General features: G+C 60.3%; 14 protein-coding genes. 1 reads left to right on the plus strand and 13 read right to left on the minus strand.

The window, feature by feature from the left end; genetic code table 11:
- Positions 1–429: 429 nt before the first annotated feature.
- Positions 430–7,326: a TcdA/TcdB pore-forming domain-containing protein gene (locus tag P3G59_RS03130; RefSeq protein ID WP_347276967.1), complete on the plus strand. Its 6,897-nt coding sequence runs from the start codon at positions 430–432 to the stop codon at positions 7,324–7,326.
- An 81-nt stretch (positions 7,327–7,407) separates the two neighbouring features.
- On the opposite strand, the gene P3G59_RS03135 is transcribed toward P3G59_RS03130, so the two are convergent.
- The 13 genes from P3G59_RS03135 to gcbA form a co-directional block, all read right to left on the minus strand.
- Positions 7,408–8,004, minus strand: a complete 597-nt coding sequence (locus P3G59_RS03135; protein ID WP_187678526.1) for a MarC family protein — start codon at positions 8,002–8,004, stop codon at positions 7,408–7,410.
- A 64-nt stretch (positions 8,005–8,068) separates the two neighbouring features.
- Entirely contained in the window at positions 8,069–10,846 is a 2,778-nt protein-coding gene (locus P3G59_RS03140; RefSeq protein ID WP_277760425.1) for a hybrid sensor histidine kinase/response regulator, read from the minus strand.
- A gap of 99 nt (positions 10,847–10,945) precedes the next feature.
- The gene (gene purD / locus P3G59_RS03145; protein WP_277760426.1) at positions 10,946–12,241 is read right to left on the minus strand and encodes a phosphoribosylamine--glycine ligase; all 1,296 of its coding nucleotides are present in this window, start codon (positions 12,239–12,241) and stop codon (positions 10,946–10,948) included.
- Between the two features lie 190 nt (positions 12,242–12,431).
- Positions 12,432–14,039, minus strand: coding sequence for a bifunctional phosphoribosylaminoimidazolecarboxamide formyltransferase/IMP cyclohydrolase (purH, locus tag P3G59_RS03150; protein WP_095047355.1), 1,608 nt, complete (start codon positions 14,037–14,039; stop codon positions 12,432–12,434).
- Between the two features lie 83 nt (positions 14,040–14,122).
- A complete protein-coding gene (fis, locus tag P3G59_RS03155; protein ID WP_003221275.1) occupies positions 14,123–14,443 on the minus strand; it encodes a DNA-binding transcriptional regulator Fis in 321 nt (106 codons plus the stop codon).
- Positions 14,440–15,450 carry a tRNA dihydrouridine synthase DusB gene (gene dusB / locus P3G59_RS03160; RefSeq protein WP_007914598.1) on the minus strand — a complete coding sequence of 337 codons (1,011 nt, stop codon included), beginning with the start codon at positions 15,448–15,450 and terminating at the stop codon, positions 14,440–14,442. Before dusB ends, fis begins: the two co-directional genes overlap by 4 nt.
- Before the next feature lie 185 nt (positions 15,451–15,635).
- Complete coding sequence (locus tag P3G59_RS03165; RefSeq protein WP_277760427.1) at positions 15,636–16,916, minus strand: DUF3426 domain-containing protein; 1,281 nt, start codon at positions 16,914–16,916, stop codon at positions 15,636–15,638.
- 30 nt (positions 16,917–16,946) lie between these two features.
- Entirely contained in the window at positions 16,947–17,825 is an 879-nt protein-coding gene (gene prmA / locus P3G59_RS03170) for a 50S ribosomal protein L11 methyltransferase (RefSeq protein ID WP_016984923.1), read from the minus strand.
- A 241-nt stretch (positions 17,826–18,066) separates the two neighbouring features.
- Positions 18,067–19,425 (minus strand): acetyl-CoA carboxylase biotin carboxylase subunit, encoded by a 1,359-nt coding sequence (gene accC, locus P3G59_RS03175; protein ID WP_007914602.1) that lies wholly within the window; start codon positions 19,423–19,425, stop codon positions 18,067–18,069.
- 17 nt (positions 19,426–19,442) lie between these two features.
- On the minus strand, positions 19,443–19,907 hold the full coding sequence (accB, locus tag P3G59_RS03180) for an acetyl-CoA carboxylase biotin carboxyl carrier protein (protein WP_103306135.1): 465 nt from the start codon (positions 19,905–19,907) through the stop codon (positions 19,443–19,445).
- A 48-nt stretch (positions 19,908–19,955) separates the two neighbouring features.
- Complete coding sequence (aroQ, locus tag P3G59_RS03185; RefSeq protein ID WP_007914604.1) at positions 19,956–20,408, minus strand: type II 3-dehydroquinate dehydratase; 453 nt, start codon at positions 20,406–20,408, stop codon at positions 19,956–19,958.
- A gap of 248 nt (positions 20,409–20,656) precedes the next feature.
- The gene (locus P3G59_RS03190) at positions 20,657–22,603 is read right to left on the minus strand and encodes a methyl-accepting chemotaxis protein (RefSeq protein ID WP_277760428.1); all 1,947 of its coding nucleotides are present in this window, start codon (positions 22,601–22,603) and stop codon (positions 20,657–20,659) included.
- Positions 22,604–22,655: 52 nt separating this feature from the next.
- The gene (gene gcbA / locus P3G59_RS03195; protein WP_277760429.1) at positions 22,656–24,326 is read right to left on the minus strand and encodes a diguanylate cyclase GcbA; all 1,671 of its coding nucleotides are present in this window, start codon (positions 24,324–24,326) and stop codon (positions 22,656–22,658) included.
- Positions 24,327–24,680 lie beyond the last annotated feature (354 nt).

Below are 24,680 nucleotides of genomic sequence, written 5' to 3' on the forward strand. Positions count from 1 at the left end.
AAAACCTGGGTCGTGAACGTCAGTTTGCGACCCTTCTTTACTTTTAAATGATTCTGACGGGTTTGTGTCTGCTCAATGTTTATTGTTTTTTATGCGTATTTAGTTGTGGCGGAAATATAGGGTCATCGTTTGATTGAACAAGTTAGAACTGCGCTGTGTGGTGTTCGGTTAACACTGATAAAGATTGAATCTATTCAAGTTTGAGTTTGCGATGCTCAGTGATTAGCTTGATCTTCTGATAATCAAGCTGATGAGAAGCATATGCAGAATAATGAAAGGGTGAGTGACGAAGGAAACTACGTCAGGTTTATAACACTTGTGCAGTTGGCGGAACTTGAGCGAGCGCTGTTTCCTTACAGAAACAGCAAACATTATGAGGCTCTGCTGCGATATCACGCGGCCTGTGTCGCGGCGATGGATTCGCCCCGATTGCTTGAACCCCTGGGCCTGTTCAAGCAGACGCTGGAGCAAGTGCTGGGTGATGGTCGTGTCCGGCGCAATGTGCAACCGTCACCGTCGCAAAACCCTGGGGCGGATCTTTCACACATTTACGACAGGGTCGAAGAACTGCAGTCGCGGATGCAATCCAGTGCGGCGTTAATTAAAACCAAAGCGGTCCCTGTGCCGAAGACTCTGCACTTTGTCTGGCTCGGCGGCGGGGGCGGCGATATTCAGCGTGATTACCTCAATGTCTGGAAACAGGTGCTGGGGGGGCAGGGTTATCACTTCAATCTCTGGTACGACAGCGACGCACTGCTGGCTTATCAGACCAACAGGATCATCGTCGAAGCGGCGAAAGCCGATGCGCTGGCACAGGCAGCAACAACCATCACGGAAGACCAGTTGGCCACGCGTTACGAAGAGCGCGCGATTGTTCTGAAACAGCAGATGTTTGCGCACATCAATGCCGCCGTGGCGAAGGGTGAATCAGCTGACGCGGCGCGTATTGACTTGCTGGTGAGTGGTTACGGCCAGGATGCCGCAGCACTGCAAGCGCTCAGGCAAAACAACCTTCGCTCGGTGCAAGGCATGGCTGGCGGCGCTCTGCAATTGCGTGATCTTGAAGGTGCTGCCGCACCGGTGCAATTGCAGGATATCTACCAGCGCGAAATGCGCTTGCGCGGCAACCTGGCGGCGGCGTCCGACGTGGTGCGGGCAGAAGCCCTGTATCAGGAAGGGGGCAGCTATGCCGATGTCGATAACTTGCCGCCGCTGGTGAGTCACCTCGCCGGGATCGAACTCGAGACGCTGGGCGGCGATGCCCGACTGGGCATTTTGCAGGTGCTGCTCAATCACAATCCAGAGTGGATGCCGAGTCGTCAGCCTTCGAGCAGCTACTTCGAACGCATTCCGCTGGAGCACCGGCCGGCCGTGGAAGCCTTCGCCAAAACCCGTCCGGTGCTGAGTCAGGTTTTCCAGGCGCCGACCGATCTACTGGCCCGGCCGTTTGAGCTGCGCGCAGTTGCTGAACGCAGTTCGATATCCAATGCTTTCTTGATGGCGCATGCCGGATCCGAAACGCTGCAAGCCTTCATCGAGCGCATTCGCTTCAATTACCAGTTGGTCGATGCCACGACGCATCTGGCGGTGCAGCGCGGCATCGCCTTGACGGACGCCGACGCCTTGCTGCCGCTGGCGCTGGCCGTTCTGGAAAAAACCTACGGAGCGCTGAGGGACCTGCCCGAAGAGGAAGAGATTCTCGCAGGCTCTCTCGCCGGTGCCGCTGCGAGTTACTTCAGCGACGGCATCCGGCGTCAGAGCGAAGGCACCATCTACCTGACCGGCCCAAGCGCAATGCGCGATGGTATGCGCGATTACGCGAAGGCACATTTGACCCCCGCGCACGCCGAGAGGGTGCGCGCCGAGGCAGCCATCGCGCGCTATGCCTCGGTCAATCGGGCCACCGAAGAGGAACTCGATCACTCCTGGAAAGACAACGGCAACGACCCCTTTAAATGGGTCGAGGACGAGCAGGCACGTTGGCAACAAGGGCAATACAAGGCCCGTTACCAGGGCGATATGGCGCAATTGCTCAAAGGCTCGACCATTGAGTTCGAGCAGGGCTGGCCGGTGATCGAAGGGCGTGCGGTGCTGCTGACCGACATCTTGCAGCGTCTGGTTGATGGACTCGGCGAGCGCTTTGTGCAGGCAATGAACCAGGGGCATGAAGGGGCAATCACCTTTGAACAACCACTGCCGCTGAGCTTCGCCGACCGCCAGTCGATCAGGCATCAGGCGGACGATGTGCTGGCGCCGGCGTTTCTCAGTGATGCGCGAATCCAGACCCTGGGCCTGGACGAAGTCCTGGTCGCGCTCGGCCACGGTGAACTGGACATTGTCCAGACAACCCCATTGCAACGCCTGTCACTGGGCCTGTTGACCGGCATGGACTCGTTGCACAGCCAGAACTTTGTGCAATTGAGCGGTGAGCTCGACAACTTGGCCAACAGCGTTCGTGACCTGGGCGCTTCGAGTCGATATGCGGTCATTGAGCGGCGTCTGTACACGCGTATGGACCCGGCCTTTCTCGAGGGGCTGGCCAGCGACCTGGCCGAGCCAGCCGCCGCCCTTGGTGCGCTGGATCTGAAAAAAACCGCGCTGATGAAGGCGCGTACCCTGCAACAGTGGGGCCGCTATGTGACGCAGATCCAGCAGGTCGCCACCCTTGAGCATCGCTTGCGTATCGGTGAGCAAGTCCACCGGGTGCTTGGCCAACTGGAAGTGAGCAGGGTGTATTCGGTGCCGCAGGATTTATTGCGCGGCGGCATCGGCGAGACGCTTGGCGGCCGCTGTTACCCCTTGACCCTGATGATGAGCGCAGCCATGACCCAAGGCGAAACGGCCTCCCGGCGCTTGCGTGAACGCTTTTATCTGGCCTCTCTGGAACCGGCGCAAAGTGATTCGATCGCCTTTGTGCAAGCGCTGGAGGAGATGCGCGGCACCCCGTTGGGGGAAGTGGGCACGTCGTTGAATCGCGCCGATCTGGCGCAGGTCACCACCGCGCTGGAGGGCCACACCACAACCCGGACGCTCATGCTCAATTCCGACAACCACTCGATGCTGGTGGCCAAAACTGTCGTCGGCGAACAGATTGCCTATCATTTTTATGACCCCAATTTCGGCGTGTTCGAATTCGAGAATGCGGCGATGTTCAAGCGCGCGCTGGAGCACTTTTTCCGCAATGTGGGCATGGCCAAGTATTACGCCGCGTACGGTGCCGCCACCCGGCCGACGTTCGACCTGATCGAACTGCACGGCGCACGGATTGCTGCCTTGCCCCTGTCCGGTGGATTTGATGTGGCGAAGGTCCTCTCGCAGGAGGCATTGGCGGGGCAATCGTCACGCCCGTTGCGTCAGCGCCTGAACAGCGCTCATGGCCGATCGCTTGTCGAAAACGCGCACCTGGGCCGAAGCCTGCTGGGGCTGGACGGTCACTGGTGGGGGCAGCAGATCGCCCACGCGACGGCGGCGTTGCAAGAGCTGCATGCTTCGGCCACGCCGCTGGTGCCCTTGTTCGACACGCTTGAGGTCACGACCGAAGGCAAATACCGGTTGAGTCTCATTGATCCTTCAAAGCCTGAACGCGTGGTTGAGGTGCTCAGCGAAGACCATCGCCTGTTGCGCATCAAAGCCTGGTTGTCCGAGCAGTTCTCCACCCTGGCGCGTAAACCGCCGTCGCCCACGGGTGTGGTGGACCCGACCGAAGCCGGCAGCGTGCATACCCTCAACGCCGGTTTCACCATTCAGGCCTTGATGAATGCGTTGCGTGGCCGCGAAGGCGACGACCGCAGCTTGACCATTGCCGTGCGCCTGCACGCTTACGTCAACTATGCGCAGTTGGCCCATGGCAACGTGATGGATGTGCTGGGACTTATTAAACTGGTGCGCATCGCGCTGAACGAAGAAAAGCTCATTGCACGCACCGTTTCCCCGGTCGTTGCCGAAGCGTTGGGGCATGTCGCCAACGAAGGGGTGGGGGCATTGCTGGGGCTGGCCAATGTCGGTTTTGATGTCTATCAACTGTCGACCGCAGAAAACGCAGTCGAGAAAGCCCAGTTCGGTACTCAACTGGCCTTTGACGCCGCCAGCCTGGCCTTGACGGCAGGTGGTGTCGGGGCGGCATTGGTCGGCGCGTCCACCGCTGCCGCCGTGCTGGGCGGTGCCGGGGTGATCCTTGGCGGACTGGCCGTGGGTGTTGCGGCACTCGCTCAAGGGTTTGCCGGCATCGCTCGTGATGCGCAGGCCGTGGGGCAGTTTTTCGCTGACATGGAGCGCGTCTATCGCGGCGTCGGCTACCGCCTCGATGCCACCTTCGACGCGTGGACCGTACCGCCATCGCTGCTGGTGCAAAAGATCGACCTCAACGCCGCTACATTGTTGCTCGACAGCCCGAAACTCTACCCGCTACGCGACCACTTCGGCGTTGCGGATTACGACCTCGACTATGCCCGGGCAATTGATATTCGCCAGCAGTTGGGACTGCCCGGGCGGATCGGCTTTGCGCCACCTGCCGGAAAAGCCATCGTCCTGCCCTGCACACCGCAGACCTGTTACGGCTATGAGTACAAGGCGTTGCCGTTTGCCAGCTCGCGCCATGACCACGGGTTTGACACGGCCCGACGTCTGGAGAAAAAGCAGGCGGACGACCAGTGGCTGTTTCTGTTTTCGTTCTACTCGTTTCCTTCCCATTACATCCTCCAACGGCTGCTTCCCGATTATCGCGCGACGGTCATTGAGGTCGAACTTGACCCCGTCGAACGCACCTTGGTGGTGCCGACGCTGCCTGGTGCCTGGAAAGGCAAGGTGTCGTACAGGATTTCCGGGGGTGGGGCATCCTGCACGCTGGTTCTCAATCCCGGTGCGAACATCGAATTGCTCGCGCCGAGCCTGCAGCAGTGCCGCTGGGTGTTGCAGGCAGGCAAGGTCCATGAGCGTGACATTCGCATCGAGCGTTTCGGCGAGGTGCATATCGGCGATGTACACGTGACGCTGACCGGGCAGGGGCGCCACTCGCTGTTGATTCACACGGCAGACCAGCAACTGTTCAGCGTCGATCTCGCCAGGCAACAGTTGGCAATCATCGAACAGAGCGCCCCTGTAGGACTGGATGAACAGGCACTGCTCAGGCATTACCAGGCGTTGGCCCGGGAGCATCGTCTGGCGCTGCCTTATACCGCGATCCATGACTGGCTGATTCCGTTCGAATCGCCGCAACACCCGCGTTACACCACGGCCTGGTATGACGCGCAGGAGGACCGCTTCCTGTACATCCGCAACGACAACGTCGGTGATACCGAAGAGGCGCAACTGGCGCTGGTGACGGGCGGTTTTGCTTATTTTTATGTGCCGGACAGCTACGACATCTGGCAGGTCGATGCCGTCAGCGGGTTGCTCAAGTATCGATACCGCCTGGTCCTGGCCGAGGGCGAAAGTACCCTCGGCGCCCTGCAAGTGGACAGCCAGGGCGTGATTCATTTCGTGCAATCGGTCAACGATGCCCACGGACCTCGGCAACTCGGTTACCTGATTCATGACGGGCAGCTGTTTTTGAGTTCGGTGACCCATGATCTGCAGCGCGAGCTGCAGGCAAGCCTGTTCGCCCGGCCGACGCTGAGCGATTGGAGCGTGGTGCTGGGCAAGTATCTGACGCCTCGTCCCGTCCCCGACATGGACGGCTTCGCAACCGTGGACTGGCAACCGGCGGCTTACGTTTCGGTCAGTTGGAAGTTCGAAGCGGACAAACGCGAGATCGCCTGGGTACGCCGTCACGATCAACTGCTGATTCATCCACAGCCTCTGCCGCATCACGTGCGCGGCTGGAGCGATTCGATCAAGAACCTGAGCGATCTGGTACTGATGCCGATGACGGATGAGGGTGAGGGTGAGGTGTTTTTTATCTACAACCGTCTCGACCAGACACTTTGCCGGCAACAGCGAACCGTTGTGCAGGGCCAGGCGCAATGGCTGCATCGTTGGGTAACACCCGAGGGGCTTGCGCAGGTGGTGGCCGTCGAGGGCGGCTATCTGATCCTGGATAACGAGGGACGTTTCTTTAACCTGACGGCGCAAGGTGACGTGCAGTTGGCTGGCCTCGGCGAGCAATGGCTCAAGGATCGTCCTCAGTGGTGGCGGGCGCTGGAGCCGATCGCCAAGCGATACCCGGTGAACAGTTTTGCAATCGTCGGGCTACGTAACCTTGCCGGTGACGGCAACCTGAGTGCCTGGTTCGTGAATAACCGCTTGCTGCTGTGTGACCTGGGACACGACAAGGAAGTGCGCTTGCTTGGGGTAACCCCGGATAACCGCTCGGTGTGGTTGTTTGATGTGTCGAGCGGCGAGATCTGGAGCCAGGCGTTTGTCGAGCCGCAGAGCCTCGACCAGGCCTTTGGCAAGGGCGTGCAGTTGTTGCGCAGTGATTTGTTGCCGATACCCGCACAGCCGTGGAGCGACTGGCGGTTTGCCAACGTGGCCATTGACGGCTCGGGGTTGGCAGCAACCACTGTGGCTGGAGTGACCCTGAAGTTGCGCGATCAGGTGCCGGTGGTGGTCAGCGCGGTCAATCGGAACTGGGTGAAAGCACAGGGCGAGCCGCTGGTCGAGCGTCTGCAAGCCTTGTTGAAGGGTGTGGAGCACGAAGATTTCGTCAAAGTGGCGTCGGCGCCGCAAAGCCTGCAATGGTACGACGCACAAAACGCTCGACTGCTGAGCATCAAAGACAAGATTCTGCCCAGCGACTTCGCCATGCTCGGCACTCAAACCCAGGCCAAGGTGCTGCTGCACGCGCGGCAGGAGAGCAAGGTCCAGATTTATCCAGGCCGCCAAAGCCTTGGCCCGTTCGACTACGTCCAGCGCGATGCGCAAGTCTTGAGCATCGAAGGCCGTAACCGTCTGGATGATCTGATGCCGTTGATCCCTGATGACGTCACTACGCTGGTGTTGCGACTGGGTCAGGGGCACGTGACGTGTCAGTTGTCGAAGGCGGCCTGGCGACGGCTCGATTCGCTCATCGTCGACTGCCGGCATGTTTTGGGTGAAGGGCCGACGGTTCCCGGCAAGTTGATCTGGGACTTCGATGCACCGGACGATCTGTTATTCGAAGTCATTGGCGATCATCTGGTGATCATCGATCCGGAGACTGAACACAGCCTGATTTTTCGCGATGTCTGTTCCACTGATCCGGCGTTGCGTGGGGAAGTGTTCCTCGCGTTCAAAAAACAGCAATCTCACGCGATATCGTCGTGGGTGCAACGGTTGCAGGCAGCGACACCGCGTTCGGCCAGCGTGACGTTCAAGGCGCTGATGGCAGAGCCTGCCATCGCGGGTTAAGCCGCAGCCCGCACACAGCAAAACGCCGCGAACGATACCGTTCGCGGCGTTTTGCTGTGCAGTCATTGTCGGCGATGCCACTCAGGGCACTAGATAGCCTTTGACCCCGGTAAAAATGATCTGCGCCGCCAGTGCGCAAACGAACAAGCCCATCAAGCGACTGACAATCTGCAAGCCCTGATCACCGAGAATCCGTTCGATCCGGTTGGACAGATACAGCACCACCCCAACGGTAAAACTGGCCAGCGCAATGCTCATGATCGCCGTGAGTTTGTCATCCCAGTGTGGCTGGCTGACGCCCATCACCAGCAAGGCACCGATGGTGCCGGGGCCGACGGTCAGCGGGATGGTCAGCGGCACGATGGTCACGTCCTGCTGCACGTTGTCGCTTTGCACCACCGACTTGCCTTGGGCCATGCCCAGCGCCGAGATGAACAGCACGCTGCCGGCGCCGATCCGGAAAGCATCCACGGTAATGCCGAACACATCGAAAATCACTCGCCCGAACAAATACAGAAGAACGCTGGAGACCAGCGTGGCGATCGCGACTTTCCAGGCCAGCCGTCGTTGCTCCTTGCGCGAATAACCACGGGTCAGGCTGATAAAGCAGGACAACACGAAGAACGGGCTGTAGAGCACCAGCATCTTCAGGTAAACACTGAATAACACGTGGAGCATGGTGCAAGCTCACTGGCGAGGGAAGTCGTGGGGGAGTCTATCAGGCACTACGGGGTCTGTCGGCTTACGAGGTCGGCGTTGTGGCGCGATTCTGCTGGTCGCGCTGCGCCACCCAGTGTTCGATCAACTCGCGCAATTGCGATAGCTCGACGGGTTTGGACATGTGCCCGTCCATACCGGCCTGCCGCGCGCGTTCCTTGTGTTCAGCGAGAATATGCGCCGTCAGCGCCACGATTGGCGTGCGGATGCGCTGGTTGCTGACTTCCCACGCGCGCAATTGCTGCGTCGCCGAGAACCCGTCGAGGATCGGCATTTCGCAGTCCATCAGCACCAGATCGTAACGCTGGGCTTTCATCGCTTGCAGTGCTTCTTCGCCGTTGGCGGCGGTGTCCGGTTGCAGGTTGAGCTTGCCGAGCATGCCGCGAATCACTTTGGTCGAAATCGTGTTGTCTTCGGCGACAAGGATGCGGAAGTCACTTGGCACTTTGGCGGCGGTGGCCGGGGTGACCACTTGCGGCTGGAACACCACCTGGCCTTTGTTGCGCTGATTGAGTTCGTCGGCCAGGGTAGTCTTGAGGGTGTAGCCGGCCACCGGTTTGGCGAGGATGCGTTTGATCCCCGAGTTGCGCGCGATGATCTTGCTCGGTGCATTGCTGATGCCGGTGAGCATGATCAACAGGATGTCGTGATTCAGGCTCGGGTCTTCCTTGATCTTGGCCGCGAGCTGCATGCCGGTCATGCCTGGCATGTTCTGATCGAGCAACACCACATCAAAGTAATCTCGCAGGTGCGCCTTGGTCCGCAGTAGAGCCAACGCTTCCTTGCCCGATGGCACGGCGCTGACATTCAGCCCCCACGCGCTGCATTGCTGGACCAGCACCTTGCGGCAGGTGTCATTGTCGTCGACCACGAGGACCCGCGCGCCCTGCAGCGGACTGTCGAGATCGGAGGTCGGGTGTTCGAGGCGATCGGGATCCAGTGGCAAGGTCAGCCACAATGTGCTGCCTTGGTTGGCGCCGCTCTTGATGCCGAATTCGCCATGCATCAAACGGATCAGTTGCCGGGCGATCACCAGCCCCAGATTGCCACCCAGGCGATTGGCCGACAGGAAGTGCTTGCTGTGCAGTTCGGCATGCATCAGCGCGTCGCGTTCTTCCTGCTCCATTGGCGCGCCACTGTCCTGCACGGCGATGCGCAGACGTGGCTTGCTGCTGCGTTCGTCGAGGGCGACGACGATCAGCACTTCACCTTCATCGGTTTTCTTCAGGGCGTTTTCCAGCAGGCTCAGCAGCGTCTGGCGCAGGCGGGTCGGGTCACCGCTGATCACTCGCGGCACTTGCGGCTGGATGAAGCTGATCAGTTCGACGTTCTGCTGTTCGGCCTTGGCGCGGTAGATGCTCAGACAATCGTCGATCAAGGCATTGAGGTCGAACTGCACGTCGTCCAGCTCGATCTGTCCGGATTCGAGCTTGGAGATGTCGAGGATCTCGTTGATCAACGTCAGCAGTTCGTTGCCGGCGCTGTGGATGGTCTGCACGTAGTCGCGTTGCTTGACTGACAATGGCGTGCCCAGCAGCAGTTCGGTCATACCCAGCACGCCGTTCATGGGCGTGCGGATTTCGTGGCTGATCTTGGCGAGGAATTCGGCTTTGGCGTTGATCTCGGCATTGCTTGCGGCGAGGTCGCGGCTGACGCTGAAGCGGCTTTCGGTGATGCTGCGCTGACGCTCACCGAGGGCGATGCTCATCAACAGGCCGCTGATGCAGATGAACGCCATCAGGGTCATGATCAAGCCTTGCGGCGACACCAGCGTCAGCCCCAGCAAGGCCGGCAGAATGATCAAGGTGCCGATGTTGAACACCACCATCGCGGCGACGAACAAACGCGCCGGACGGTAACCTTTCTGCCAGTGATAGAACGCGACGAACAACATGCTCAGGCCGGCCAGCGCCACCAGTGCATAAGTGATGATGTTCAGTGGCAGGGTGTTGACGAACAACAGCAACAGGCTGCAGGTCACGATAAACAGGATGTCGCCGATCAACAGCTTGTTCAGCGGGTGTGGGCCGAGCGGGGCGAAGAAGCGATAGGCGAACATCAATCCGGCTGGAGCCGTTAGCAGCAACGCCAGATAGGCGCCCGGCGTCTGCACCGCATGCCAGTTCGGCAACCAGGGGCCGGCGAGGTTCAGCAACAACAGCAGGCTCAGGCCCAACAGGCCTTCGCAGACCGCCAGCCATAAGCTGCTGCGCGAGCGGGAATAGGCGTAGCGCACCAGGTTGTGCAACAGCAGCATGCCGAGGCAGCCGAACAGTAAACCAAAGACCAGCGTCTGATTGTGATTGGCCGCGCTCATCACCGCTGATTGCAAGGTGACGTGCGGGCGCAACTGATGGTCGGACACCAGGCGCAGATAGACATCGAGGGTTTTGTCGCTCTGCGGCAACGGCAACATGAAGTCGCTGCTCGGCAAGGGCCGTTCGGCCTGTGGCTGGTCGGTGCCGGTGTTGCGCTGCTCGATCAACTGGTCACCGTCGAGCACGTAGAGATTGAGCTGTGACAGGTCGGGGGCAAAGACGCGCAGCACTTGTTCGTGCTTGCCCGGCGCCAGCCTGAAACGCAGCCACAAGGCGCCATCGGGCTCGGACGCGGTAAGGCGATCAAGTTCGATGGGGCTGAATTGATTGGTGTAGCGAGCGGAGCGGATATCGCTCAGTTGCAGATTGCCCTGATCGTCGAGCAATACCGACCAGCCACTGCCTTGCGCGGCCTGGGCCGGGAGCATGCAGAGCAAGGTCAGCAACGTGACGGTGAAGCTTATGGCAATCCTGAGCCAGCGCACGGCGAAATCCCTTCGTAGGTTGATGCCAGAATATAACGATGCGCCGCGGTGGAACAGCCCGGCGAGGAACGGTATCCCTCGCCGGACGTGATCGACAGCTTATTCCTGGGTTTCGCCACGTTCACGGGCAATGGCGCGGTAGCCAATGTCCTTGCGGTAGAAGCAGCCTTGCCAGTCGATCGCCGCTGCCAGCTTGTAGGCTTGCTGCTGCGCTTCACCGACGCTTGCGCCCATTGCGGTGGCGCAGAGCACGCGACCGCCGGCGGTGACGACGTTGCCGTCTTTGAGTGCCGTACCGGCGTGGAAGACTTTGCCTTCCAGCTTCGCCGCAGCATCGAGCCCGTTGATCGCTGCGCCCTTGGCGTAGTCGCCCGGGTAGCCGCCAGCGGCCAGCACGATGCCGACGCTCGGGCGTGGATCCCACTGTGCTTCGACCTTGTCCAGCGCTTGCGCCAGCGCCGCTTCAACCAGCAGCACCAAGCTCGACTGCAGACGCAGCATCACCGGTTGGGTTTCCGGATCGCCGAAGCGGCAGTTGAACTCGATGACCTTCGGGTTACCGGCCTTGTCGATCATCAGACCGGCATACAGGAAACCGGTGTAGACGTTGCCTTCCTCAGCCATGCCGCGCACGGTCGGCCAGATCACCAGGTCCATCACGCGCTGGTGCACGTCAGCGGTAACCACCGGGGCAGGGGAGTACGCGCCCATGCCGCCAGTGTTCGGGCCGCTGTCGCCGTCGCCAACACGTTTGTGGTCTTGGCTGGTAGCCATCGGCAAAACGTTTTTGCCGTCGACCATGACGATGAACGAAGCTTCTTCGCCGTCGAGGAATTCTTCGATGACCACGCGCGAACCGGCGTCACCGAAAGCGTTGCCAGCGAGCATGTCACGCACGGCGTCTTCGGCTTCAGCCAGAGTCATGGCGACGATCACGCCTTTACCGGCGGCCAGGCCATCGGCCTTGATCACGATCGGTGCGCCTTTTTCACGCAGATAAGCCAGGGCTGGCTCGATCTCGGTGAAGTTCTGGTAGTCGGCGGTCGGGATCTTGTGGCGGGCCAGGAAGTCCTTGGTAAAGGCTTTGGAACCTTCCAGCTGCGCGGCACCGGCGGTCGGACCGTAGCAGTCCAGCCCACGGGAGCGGAACAGGTCGACGACGCCAGCGACCAGCGGCACTTCCGGACCAACGATAGTCAGGGAAACGTTTTTCTCGGCAAAGTCGGCCAGTTGCTCAAGGGCCAGCACGTCGATGGCGACGTTCTCGCACTTGGCTTCAATTGCCGTACCGGCGTTGCCCGGCGCGACGAACACCTTCTGCACGCGCGGATCCTGAGCCACTTTCCAGGCCAGGGCGTGTTCACGGCCACCGCTGCCAATGATCAAAACATTCATTTCAAAAACCTCGGATGACGCTAATTCTGTTTTTAGAACCTAAAGCGCTTCACGCTATAGGAGGTCGCAATGAAGTCGGTAGATGCAAGGCGGAGTCGACCTCGATGAGCGGAGTTGCCTTTTGGCAATGAGCATCATCGAGGTCGGCTCCAACGCAGCAGATGCCGGCTTCAGTGCGGCCGTCGACTAGTTAGTGACGGAAGTGGCGCATGCCGGTGAATACCATGGCGATGCCAGCTTCATCAGCCGCAGCAATCACTTCGGCGTCACGCATCGAGCCGCCCGGCTGGATCACCGCAGTGATGCCGACCTTGGCCGCGTTGTCCAGACCGTCGCGGAACGGGAAGAACGCGTCCGAGGCCATCACCGAACCGGCCACTTGCAGGCCGGCGTGCTCAGCCTTGATCGCAGCGATACGCGCCGAGTTTACGCGGCTCATCTGGCCGGCGCCGACACCGATGGTCTGACGGTTCTTGGCGTAGACGATGGCGTTGGACTTAACGTACTTGGCGACTTTCCAGGCGAAGATCAGGTCGTGGATTTCCTGTTCGGTCGGTGCGCGTTTGGTCACGACTTTCAGGTCATCGGCGCTGATCATGCCGATGTCACGGCTCTGTACCAGCAGGCCACCGTTGACGCGCTTGTAGTCCCAGGCAGCGGCGCGGTCAGCCGACCACTCGCCGCAGGCCAGCAGGCGCACGTTGGCTTTGGCCGCAACAATGGCGCGGGCTTCTGCGCTGACGCTTGGCGCGATGATCACTTCCACGAACTGACGCTCGACGATCGCCTTGGCGGTCTCGGCATCCAGTTCACGGTTGAAAGCGATGATGCCGCCGAACGCCGATTCAGTGTCGGTGGCGTAAGCCAGTTCGTAGGCCTGACGGATGCCGCCTTCGGCGTCCGGGCTGACCGCCACGCCGCACGGGTTGGCGTGCTTGACGATCACGCAGGCAGGCTTGACGAAGCTCTTCACGCATTCCAGCGCGGCGTCGGTGTCGGCCACGTTGTTGTACGACAGCTCTTTGCCTTGCAGTTGGGTTGCGGTGGCGATGCCGACTTCGGCAGGCTTGGCTTCAACGTAGAACGCCGCGCTCTGGTGCGGGTTCTCGCCGTAGCGCATTTCCTGGGCCTTGATGAACTGGCTGTTGAAGGTGCGCGGGAATTCGCTGCGACCTTCGGTGCTCAGGGTTTCAGCGGCCTGATTCACGGTGCCCATGTAGTTGGCGATCATGCCGTCGTAGGCGGCGGTGTGTTCGAACGCCTTGAGCATCAGGTCGAAACGCTGAGCGTAGGTCAGGCCGCCGGCTTTCAGGCCTTCCAGCACGCTGGCGTAATCGCTGGCATTTACCACGATCGCTACGTCTTTATGGTTTTTCGCTGCCGAACGGACCATGGTCGGGCCGCCGATGTCGATGTTTTCGATCGCGGTCGGCAGGTCGCAGCCTGGCTTGTTGATGGTGGCTTCGAACGGATAGAGGTTAACGGCAACCAGATCGATCGGCTTGATGCCGTGCTCGCTCATGATGGCGTCGTCGATACCGCGACGACCGAGGATGCCGCCGTGGATTTTCGGGTGCAGGGTTTTCACCCGACCGTCCATCATCTCGGCGAAACCGGTGTAATCCGCGACTTCCACTGCGGCAACACCGTTGTCGCGCAGCAGCTTGAACGTCCCGCCGGTGGAGAGGATCTCGACACCCAGGGCTTCAAGCTCCTTGGCGAATTCGAGGATCCCGGTCTTGTCGGAAACGCTGATCAAGGCGCGGCGGATCGGCAGGCGGGTAGTCTGGTCGGTCATCTCAATTTCCATCAAAAGCAAAGGAAGTCAGCAAAAAAGGCGACCGTTTTTTACGCGGGCGCCTTTCTGGTTTGATTGAATGCTTACAGCAGATCGTACTGCTTGAGTTTCTTGCGCAGCGTGCCGCGGTTAAGTCCCAGCAGCTCACTGGCCTTGGTCTGGTTGCCCTTGACGTAGTTCATCACGCTTTCGAGCAGGGGAGCCTCGACTTCGGAGAGCACCAGGTTGTACACATCCGTGACGGACGCGCCCTCAAGGTGGGCGAAATAATTGTGCAGCGCCTTCTCGACACTCCCGCGAAGGGTCTGGCCTTCTTCGCTCGGGGTATTGAGGTGCTGTTTCAAATTCACGTTGTCGCTCACGGGTGCTGTTCCACTCACTAAAGTCTCGGTCATCATCGTCATGCGGCCACCCCTTCTTCGTCCCCTGTCAGGCTCTTGTAATGCTCGGCGAAGAACTCCCGAACATTGGCGCATTGTGTTTCCGTACCATCCAAACGATTGAAGTGGGCGCGGAACTCCCTGGCGCCCGGCAAGGTTGCGAGATACCAGCCCACATGCTTGCGCGCAATGCGCACGCCCATCACGTCCCCATAGAAAGCGTGAAGTGCGGCCAGATGCTCCAGCAGTATGTGTTCCACTTCGATCAGCTCCGGCGCCGGCAATTTCTCGCCGGTACGCAGGAAGTGTTCGATCTCGCGAAAAATCCATGGCCGCCCTTGGGCGGCACGGCCTACCAACAGGCCATCGGCACCGGTCGCGTCAAGCACGTAACGGGCCTTTTCCGGCGAATCGATATCGCCATTGGCGAACACCGGGATCGACACGGCCTGCTTGATCGCGGCAATCGTGTCGTACTCGGCTTCACCCTTGTACAGATCGGCGCGAGTGCGGCCATGCACTGCCAGCGCGGTGATCCCGGCCTGCTCGGCGATCTTCGCCACGGTCAGGCCGTTCTTGTTGTCGCGATCCCAGCCGGTGCGGATCTTCAGCGTGACCGGCACATCAACCGCAGCCACAACGGCCTGCAGGATCTCGGTGACCAGTGCTTCATCTTTCAACAACGCGGAACCGGCGGCCTTGTTGCAGACCTTCTTTGCCGGGCAACCCATGTTGATATCAATAATCTGTGCGCCCAGTTCGACGTTGGCTCGCGCTGCGTCCGCCAGCATCTGTGCATCACCACCGGCAATCTGCACCGAGCGTGGCTCGGGATCGCCTTCGTGGATCATGCGCATGCGCGACTTGCGGGTATTCCACAGGCTCATGTCACTGGTGACCATTTCCGAGACTACAAGCCCTGCGCCCAAACGCTTGCACAGCTGACGAAAGGGCTGGTCGGTGACGCCCGCCATCGGGGCGAGAATCAAGCCGTTCTGTAATGTATATGGGCCGATGCGTACCGCCGACATAGGACTTCCCTGAGGTGGGGCCGGATCATGAGAGTTCGAAAAAGGGTTGGCATGATACCCGCTCTCGATGACTGGATAAAGGCTGAATTGAACAAAATCTGAACAGTTATTCTGTTATCGCCAGCGGTTTGGTCGTGGCTGGCAAAGTCAGAAAACCGCCGTCAATTCAGAAACGATGAAGCGATTCACTCGGGTGAGTGGAAACTCAGGCTGTAGTTCACCGCTTTGGGGCCTGGATCGAGAATATCCAGCGCAATGTGGATCGGCGTCTGCGGCGGCATTTCCGCCAGGCCTTCGAGATCCCCTTTGAGGTATTCGCCAGGTTTGAAGCGACGACTGGCGATCAGGTGGCCATTGAGGTCGGCGAAGCGCAGTTCCAGTAATGGAAAGGGCTGAGAGAATGTCGCACGGTTATAAATGATCGCGTCGACCACCAGTGCGCCGCTGAACTCCGGGTGACTGCGCACCACCAGATTGCTGCTCTTGATCCGGGCGATGTCGACCTTGGACGGCACCGTGCAGCCGATCTGCGGGCAGATTTGCTGGAACCATGGACGGTATTGATCCTGACGGGCCAGTTCATCGAAATGATAAGCGATGTACTGGGCAGCCAGTCCACCTGCCGCCAGCAGGACCAACAACAGCCACAGCAAGCGGCGTCCCCACGGTGAGCGGCGTTTCTGCCAGTCCAGTTGCAGTGGGTCGTCAGTCAAGTCTTGCAGGACTTCGGCGCGTACGCCGGGTTCTGCGCGCTCGCGCTTTTTGCGCAGCGGTTCAATCGATGGCAGGTCAGCATCGGCTTCGTCACTGGCCGACAAGCGTTCGCGGCGGGTATCGGGGTCGATCGGGTCGTGCAGGCGCAGATGCGGAATCGCCGGCTCGTCATCCAGATCTACCGGTTCCAGCGACAGCGAGGGCTCGGTGCGTTCATAGGTGAGCGGTTCAATGTCGTCGGCTTGTGGCTCGTCGTCCGGCTCCGGAATCCGCTCATCGGCGGGTTCGCTGAACAGGCTGCCAGGCCACGCGGCGTCATCGGGCTCGGGGCTGTCGCGACGGGCACTCAGGGACTCTTCGCGCGGGCGGCCGAGTTCGGTGGCGGGCTGGATTTCCCGTTGTTCGAGACGGGCCAGTTCTTCGTCCAGATCGAGGCTGTCGAGATCAAGCGCCGAGGCGCTCCATTGTTTCTGGCTGATGGCACGCGGTGCCGCAGGTTCAATGGCGGGTGGCTCGACAACAGGCGGCGCGGCAAGGCTCGGCGACGCCTCGACAGGCGGCTCGGCGAGCGGTGGTGCAACCGGCGTCACCGCGTCCTTGCCGGCGTGTTGTTCCAGCAGCTGTTTGGCGGCGTTGAACACTTGCAGGCAGGAGCCGCAGCGAACCACCCCGCGGGCCACGCTCAATTGAGCATGGCTGACACGGAAACTGGTTTGGCAATGCGGGCACTGGGTGACGAAACTGTCGGTCATGCGGCGATCCGGATTATGCAGGCGGTCATATTAACGCCGACGGCCGGTGATGCGCACCCAGCCATCGCGATTGGCGATCGGGTCGAGATCAAAGTCCTGCGCGTAAGCGGCAGCCACTTCGTCACCTTGCTCAGCGAGGATGCCCGACAGCGCCAGGCGGCCACCGGATTTGACCAGCCCCGACAGTTGCGGGGCCAGCGAAACCAGCGGACCGGCAAGAATGTTGGCGACCAGCACGTCAGCTTGAACCTGCGGCAGATCTTCTGGCAGGTACAGCGGGAACAGTTCGTCGGCAATGTTGTTGCGACCGGCGTTGTCGCGCGAGGCTTCCAGCGCCTGCACGTCGATGTCAGTGCCGACCGCTTCTTTGGCGCCGAGCAGCAGGGCGGCAATGGCCAGAATCCCCGAACCGCAGCCGAAATCCAGCACATTGCAGTCTTTCAGGTCTTGGCCGTCGAGCCATTCCAGGCACAAAGCGGTGGTCGGGTGAGTACCGGTACCGAATGCCAGGCCCGGATCGAGCAGCAGGTTGACGGCGTCAGGCTCGGGAGCAGCGTGCCAGCTCGGCACGATCCACAGGCGCTGGCCGAAGCGCATCGGCTGGAAACCATCCATCCAGCTGCGTTCCCAGTCCTGATCTTCAATGACTTCGCTGTGATGCTCGGGCAGCGGGCTGCCGGTCAGCAGTTCCAGGTGGGCCAGAACCGGTGCCGGTTCGGTGCCGCCTTCGAACAGCGCCAACAGGTGCGTGTGCGCCCATAGCGGCGTGGTGTTGAGTTCCGGCTCGAAGATCGGCTGATCTTCGGCGTCCATGAAAGTCACCGACACGGCGCCGACTTCAAGGAAAGCGTCTTCGTAGGTTTCGGCTTGTTCCGGGCTGATGGCGAGACGTACTTGCAGCCAAGGCATGGCGGGCACCTTTGAAAAATATTGATTGCAGCCTAGCGGCCGGCGAGAAGCGCGCAAGTTTACGCGAGCGCGCGGCAGAACACGACCATGGCCGAAGATCAAAAGATCGCAGCCTTCGGCAGCTCCTGCAGGAGTTCGCATTCCAGGGTAGGAGCTGCCGAAGGCTGCGATCTTTTGATTTTCTTTACACCAGAAACGACAAAACCGCCCGAAGGCGGCTTTGTCTGGTGCGGGCTGAAGCTTAGTGCTTCTCGCCAGCCAACTTGTGCTCGAGGTAGTGAATGTTCACTCCACCCTTGCAGAAGCCTTCGTCACGAACCAGATCACGGTGCAGCGGGATGTTGGTCTTGATCCCGTCCACCACGATTTCGTCCAGGGCATTGCGCATGCGTGCCATGGCTTCGTCGCGGGTGGCGCCGTAAGTGATCAGCTTGCCGATCAGCGAGTCGTAGTTCGGCGGAACCGCATAACCGCTGTACAGGTGCGAATCGACGCGAACGCCGTTGCCGCCTGGCGCGTGGAAATGCTTGACCGTGCCCGGGCTCGGCATGAAGGTTTTCGGGTCTTCAGCGTTGATCCGGCATTCCAGCGAGTGACCGCGGATCACCACGTCATCCTGCGTGAACGACAGCTTGTTGCCAGCGGCGATGCTGAGCATCTCCTTGACGATGTCGATACCGGTGACCATTTCCGAAACCGGGTGCTCCACCTGAACACGGGTGTTCATTTCGATGAAGTAGAAACGACCGTTCTCGTAGAGGAACTCGAAAGTGCCGGCGCCACGGTAGCCGATGTCGATGCACGCCTTGACGCAGCGAGCCAGTACTTCCTCGCGAGCTTTCTCGTCGATGCCCGGTGCCGGCGCTTCTTCGAGAACCTTCTGGTGACGACGTTGCAGCGAGCAATCGCGGTCGCCCAGATGGATCGCATGACCCTGGCCATCGGACAGCACTTGCACTTCGACGTGGCGCGGGTTGGTGAGGAATTTTTCCAGATACACCATCGGGTTGCCGAACGCCGCGCCAGCTTCGGTGCGGGTCAGTTTGGCGAAGGCGATCAGGTCTTCTTCCTTGTGCACCACACGCATGCCGCGACCACCGCCACCGCCAGCGGCTTTGATGATCACCGGGTAGCCGACTTCGCGACCGATGCGCAGCGCCGTTTCTTCGTCTTCCGGCAACGGGCCGTCGGAACCTGGAACGGTTGGCACACCTGCTTCGATCATCGCGTGCTTGGCCGAGACCTTGTCACCCATCAGGCGAATGGTCTCGGCTTTCGGGCCGATGAAGGCGAAGCCGGAGTTCTCGACCTGCTCGGCAAAATCGGCGTTTTCCGCGAGGAAACCGTAGCCTGGGTGAATGGCGGTAGCGCCAGTCACTTCAGCGGCAGCGATGATGGCCGGGATGTGCAGGTAAGAGTGCGCGGCAGAAGCCGGGCCGATGCAGACGGATTCGTCTGCCAGACCCAGGTGCATCAGCTCTTTGTCGGCCTTGGAGTAAACGGCGACGGTCTTGATGCCCATCTCTTTGCAGGCACGCAGAATCCGCAGGGCGATCTCACCGCGGTTAGCGATCAGAACTTTTTCCAACTTCGCAGTCATCAAAGGCTCTCCGCAGTTCAAACGATGGTGAACAGCGGTTGGTCGTACTCAACCGGCTGGCCGTCTTCGACGAGGATGGACTCGATCACACCGCTGGTTTCAGCTTCGATGTGGTTCATCATCTTCATGGCTTCGACGATGCACAGAGTGTCGCCTTTCTTCACGGTCTGGCCGACTTCAACGAAGGACGGCGAGGTTGGCGAAGATTTGCGGTAGAAGGTGCCGACCATCGGCGAACGGGCAACGGTGCCGTTCAGCGCTGGAGCAGCAGCGGCAGCCGGGGCTGCAGCAGCCACCGGAGCAGCAGCGGCGGCAGGTGCAGCAGCCGGTGCTTGCATCGGAGCCGGCGCGTAGTACTGCTGAGCCGGCGTCTTGCTGTGACGGCTGATGCGTACGGACTCTTCGCCTTCCTTGATCTCGAGTTCGTCGATGCCGGACTCTTCCAGCAATTCGATCAGTTTCTTAACTTTACGGATATCCATGAATCATCAACTCCCAAGGGTCGGTCAGGGGCGCTTAACGCTTGTAGTTCAAGTCGTTGCCTGTGTTTCAAGCTGTTCTAGTGCAGCCTCCAGGGCCAGTCGGTAACCGCTGGCGCCAAGGCCGCAGATCACTCCCACCGCTACGTCGGAGAAGTAAGAGTGATGGCGGAAAGGTTCGCGTTTGTGCACGTTGGACAAATGCACTTCGATGAATGGGATGCTCACTCCCAGCAACGCGTCACGTAATGCGACACTTGTATGCGTAAAAGCCGCCGGATTGATCAGAATGAAATCGACACCTTCGCCGCGTGCGGCGTGGATGCGGTCGATCAATTCGTACTCGGCATTGCTTTGCAGATACAGCAGATGATGGCCGGCTTCACGGGCGCGGCGCTCCAGATCCTGATTGATCTGCGCCAGGGTCGTAGACCCATAGGTACCCGGTTCGCGGGTGCCGAGCAGGTTCAGGTTGGGGCCGTGCAGCACCAGTAGGGTTGCCATCTGCGTAGTCCTTGTTATCAATGAGCATTCGTCAGAACCCGGCGACTATGCCGCAAAGACTTTGTGACTGTCCAGTTCTATGCAATAGCCAGCACGATGGCCGATGTTTGCGCGAAATATGTGACCGACTGATTAAATCCGGTCATTTGAGGTAATCCCTGTAGGAGCTGCCGAAGGCTGCGATCTTTTGATTTTCAGAAGCAAGATCAAAAGATCGCAGCCTTCGGCAGCTCCTACAGCGATTCTCGTCAGACGCGAAAGGCTTGAACGGCTGTGTGCAGTTGGCCGCCAAGAACCAGCAAATTCTCGCCCTGCTCACGCCCACGACCGATACGCACCAGATTATCCCCGCCCAACTGATGAATCCGCTCACTGTGATCGCGAATCTCGCTGACGGCGCCACTTTGCTGCGCCGTTACGTCGGCAATGCGGATCGCCGTGTCGGAAATGGTCTGGATCGCGCCGACGATTTTATCCAGCGCACCATCCGCCGCTTGCGCCTGATTGGCGGTGGCTTCGGCGTGTTCGACCTGCGCGCGCATGCCTTCTACCGATTGTCGGGCCGCCGTTTGCAGGCCGGCGATCAGCGTCTGAATCTCGGCTGTAGCGCCAGCGGTGCGTTGTGCCAGTGAGCGCACTTCCTCGGCCACCACGGCAAAACCACGGCCCATTTCCCCGGCGCGCGCCGCTTCAATCGCCGCGTTCAGCGCCAGCAGGTTGGTCTGGTCGGCAATCGAGCGGATCACCGTCAACACGCCGCCAATGGTGGCCGACTCTTCGGCCAGATGCTCGATCATCTGCGCGTTGCCCTGGACCTCACCGACCAGCGCGTGCAGGCCGGTCAGGCTCTGGCCGATCACGGTCTGGCCATGCTCGACGGCCAATCCGGCGTGACGGCTGGCGTCTGCGGCCTGCTGCGCATCGCCAGCGACTTGCTGGATGGTTGCCTCCAGTTCGCCGAGTGAGTCACGGATCAGCGCGGTGTCGCCGGCTTGATGCTCGGCGCCGCTGTGCAGGTCGTTACTGAGTTCGGCAAGGGTACGACTGCTGCCCGCGACTTGTTCGGCGTTGCCACGAATCGTCCCGACCAGGTCCACCAGATAGGCGCGCAAGCGGTTGAGCGAGGCTTCAATGTCGTGCAGTTCGCGGTTGGTCTTGCCCAAGTGAATATCGCGGCTGAAATCGCCTTCGGCCCAGGTCGACAGTGCCGGAGCGAGATTGGTCAGCGTACGGGCCAGGCGCCGCTGCAAGGTGTCGATCAGCAACGCAATCAGCAGAATCAAGCCGATCATCACGCCTTGCATCAAGCGCACTTCGCCTTGAATTTGCCCGTGTTGGGCGCGTACCACCGGCTCCAGTCCAGCGATAGCTTGCTGCACCGCAGCGATTTTCTGATGGGTGGCGGCGCTGAGGTCAGCGCGTTTCTGAATCTGATCGCGGGTGCGTTCAAGCTCCGCCGGATAACGTGCGAGCAAGCTGTTGAGTTCACGCTTGAGGCCGACGCCGGCGTCTTCAGCAACGGCTGTTTCGGTGTTCTCGATGCCCATCAGCGCCGCGAAATCGTCGCTGCCCGATTCGCTCTTGGCCACGACGCCGAGCAGGGGCAGGGCATCAATCGCTTGAGCCTGCGAGCGGATGTTGGTGACCTCGCGCTCAACATCGGCCGCCAGTTCGCTGCGCCCGCTGCTGACCAATTTGTCCCGTGCCAGCGACAGTTTGCCCAAATGCTGCGATGCGGCGAGCAGCGGCGCCAGATAAACCGCGTTACCGTTGGCGTAAGTGCTGAGTTGCTCGAGGCTGGCGCTCAATTCGCGCTCGGCCTGCAACAGCAAGGCCTGTGGGTCACCGGCCAGTTTGCCGGCCGCGAGCAGATCGGTCTTGCTGAACTCATCCAGGCCCGACAGGCTCGGCCGCAGGGATTCGGCCAGCGCTGGCGGCAGTTCAGCGAGTTCCTTGTGCAAGCCGTCGATGGCCTGGCTGGCGCTGCTCAGGCGCAACGCGTCGCCGCTGGCGAGGTAGTCCTCGACGTTGCGCGCCACCTCGTTCTGAAATTGCTGCGACAGGCGCAGATAGCGCTCCATCAACAGATACGGGCGTTCGAGGGCTTTTTGCGACCACCACAGCGTGGCGCCGAGTGCCAGGCACACGGCGACCAGCAACAGCGTATTGAGATTGGTGAGCAACTTCAGGCGCATGACGGCTACCAACGGCAGAAAATGGTAAGCGCCTGAATTTATTGCGGTTCTGTTACAGGGTTATGACCGAGTCAGTGGAATCCGATGAAAAAGTGGCACTTTGCTGTGAGTCGCGCGCGGTCTGCACGCGATTGCGTCCGGCACCCTTGGCCCGGTACAGCGCCTCGTCGGCCTGACTGGCCATCATCAGGCTGTCGCTGTCGTCGTGCATTTCCACCACACCGGCGCTGAAGGTGCACCACAAGTCCTGCGGTTGCGCCGGGTAATGGATTTCGGCGAAGCGCTGGCGGATTTCGTCGAGCACTTTGTGCGCGGCTTCTATATCGGTGTCGGGCATGACGATGGCGAACTCTTCGCCGCCGTATCGGCCAATGAAATCGGTCTTGCGCAGACGCTGCTTGAGAAACAGCGCGAGGCTCTTGATCACACGGTCGCCCATCGGGTGGCCGTGACTGTCGTTGACCCGTTTGAAGTGGTCGATGTCGAGCATGGCAAAGCTCAGCGGCTTGTTCTCGCGACGGGCGCGGAACGAGCAATCCTCGAGCAATTGCAGAATATGCGTGTGGTTGTACAGACCGGTGAGGCTGTCGCGGACCATCCGTGCTTTCAGATTACGCGCACGGGCGGCGCGGTTGCGCACGGTCGTGATCAGGTGACGCGGTTTGATCGGTTTGGTCAGGAAGTCGTCGCCGCCCTCGCTCATCGCGTCGAGTTGCTTGTCCAGATCGTCTTCGGCCGACAGATAAATGATCGGCACGCTGACGTAGCGATCATTGTGGCGAATGACTTTGGCCAGCTCGGTGCCGGTGCAGGCCGGCATGTACATGTCGAGGATGATCAGGTCCGGCTGGAAATCCGCCAGCTCGGCCATCGCCTGAATCGGTTCGATCAAGGTGCGCGTGACGATCCCGGCGCTGTTGAGCAGGCGTTCGGTGTGCAGGGCCTGCGCGCGTGAGTCGTCGATGATCAACACTTTATAAGGTTCGTACTGGGCGACGCAGGTAAGGACTTCGATTTTTTCCAGCAGGCTCGAGGCTTCGAGGGTGCCGGTGAGGAACTCCTGGCCACCGGCGCGCACGGCGGCGAGACGCGTCGGCGTGTCGGTTTCGTGCAGGCTGAAGAACAGCAGCGGCAGCGGCTCTTCCAGGCCGACCTGGGCTTCGGCGGCGAGTTTCAGGCCGATGCCGGCGCCGCTGAAGTCCACGTCCATGACGATCGCCGCCGGCAGACGCTCGACCATCGATGAGCGAAAGGCGGAAACACTGTCCAGCGCCTGCGCGCTCAGGCCGAAAAACTCCAGTTGCTTGGCCAGCCGCTCGGCGCGGTCGTAGTCCTGCAGCATCACGTAGATCGGTTTGCGCAGTGGCGGCAAAAAAGTCTGGTCGAGCTGGTCGCCATGGCGCAGGCCGGTACGCGACAGGCGCTGCATCAAGCGATTGAGGTCGGTGATCAGGCCACTGCTCAGGCGTCCGCGGTTGGCGTCCACCGCTTCCAGCGACTGGCTGATGTGGCGCGCGAGTTGAGTGTGTTCCGGCTGTTCGAAACGCTCGGCAAAACGCAGCAGGCGCAGGTTGGCCTCGCTCAGTTCGGCGAGGTCGACAGTGGACCACTCACTGCGTTGCAGGCGCTGCCATATCTCAAGAATCTGACGTGCCTGATGAATTACCCGCTGGGCAAAGTGGTGCTTGAGACGCTCACGGCTGGGGTCTTCTGGCTCGGTCATATCCTGACTACTAGTTAGGCTGCATGCTGAGATCGACTGGTGGCTCTATGCTAGCACCTCTTTTCCCTTAGACGAGTGTCGCACGTCAATAATCTGCAGTGCATCACCATTCAGTTTCTGACCGATAGGTTTTGATTTCGATCTTGTCGTCGTTAAAACCCCCATGGTACGGGCACTCCCTGATTGATCAGGGCGATCTGGATGAGCTGTCAGTGGTACTTTCATCCGTGCGATGAATGAGCTTTGCCAGGTTTTTCAACACCCTGCAATTCGATTGGCTGAGGCGCCGGCATCGGGGATTCCCTTAGTGAGCGTCGAAGCGTCATTCGCCCACATGATTTGCGGCTTATCGTT

Origin of the sequence: Pseudomonas sp. A34-9, from assembly GCF_029543085.1 — a bacterium.
Classification (GTDB): Bacteria; Pseudomonadota; Gammaproteobacteria; order Pseudomonadales; family Pseudomonadaceae; genus Aquipseudomonas.